Source organism: Acuticoccus kandeliae, assembly GCF_003073115.1.
In genome coordinates this window covers 1-292 of sequence record NZ_QBBV01000174.1, presented here as the reverse complement: position 1 = coordinate 292, position 292 = coordinate 1, and the positions used below count along the sequence as shown (strand labels likewise).

Below are 292 nucleotides of genomic sequence, written 5' to 3'. Positions count from 1 at the left end.
CGTCGAGTCGATCATGAACCGGTTCAACCTGCCGGACGACGTGCCGATCGAGGCGGGGATGGTCACCCGCGCGATCCGCAGCGCGCAGACCCAGGTCGAGCAGCAGAACTTCGAGATCCGCAAGAACGTCCTCAAGTACGACGAGGTGCTCAACCAGCAGCGCAAGGTCATCTACGACGAGCGCCGCCGGGTCCTCGACGGTGAGGACGTGCAGCGCCAGACCCGCAACATGCTCGAGGACGTGATCCACGCCTACGTCGTCGGCGCCACCGCCGAGGGCTACTCCGAGGAC

General features: G+C 65.8%; 1 pseudogene. It reads left to right on the top strand.

The features are described from left to right. Nucleotides 1-13 precede the first annotated feature (13 nt). A pseudogene (locus DBV35_RS29835) lies at nucleotides 14-292 on the top strand (preprotein translocase subunit SecA); the annotation flags it as partial.